The 460-nt window shown below is 60.7% G+C and carries 1 protein-coding gene; it reads left to right on the top strand.

The window, feature by feature from the left end; translation table 11 throughout:
- A partial coding sequence (locus EN780_RS37670) for a transposase (protein WP_145971056.1) occupies positions 1 to 390 on the top strand: 390 nt, incomplete at its 5' end.
- Positions 391 to 460 lie beyond the last annotated feature (70 nt).

A 460-nucleotide genomic window follows, 5' to 3' on the forward strand; every position in this document is an offset into this window, starting at 1 on the left:
GACCGGCATCCGCCATTCGCTCACGCGCGCCACCTCGCCGGGTTCAGCGGTATCCTGCAAGTGGATGGCTACTCGGCCTATACCAACCTGGTCAAGGCACGGGACAAAGCCGGCAGCAATGAAACAATCCGGCTCGCCGGGTGCTGGGCTCACCTGCGGCGCAAATTCTACGACCTGCACATCAGCGGGATCTCGCAGGGCCGCGACGGGTTCGATCACCGCCATGACCGAATTGTGGAAGGTCGAGACAAGGTTCGTGGCAAGGATGCTGGAAGCCGCGCCGCGCTGCGTCAGGAAAAGTCCGTGGTCATTGTCGCGAGCCCCTTCGATCTATGGGAAGCGGAACTGGGCAAGGTCTCGGGGAAATCCAAAACCGCCTTGCGGGGCTGACCTTCCATCTGGTCCGTGGTTAGCTGATAGGCGGTTTATTTGTCGTGCAACGTGCTCTTTCAGCCTAAGC

Source organism: Mesorhizobium sp. M4B.F.Ca.ET.089.01.1.1 (assembly GCF_004022605.1).
Classification (GTDB): Bacteria; Pseudomonadota; Alphaproteobacteria; order Rhizobiales; family Rhizobiaceae; genus Mesorhizobium; species Mesorhizobium abyssinicae.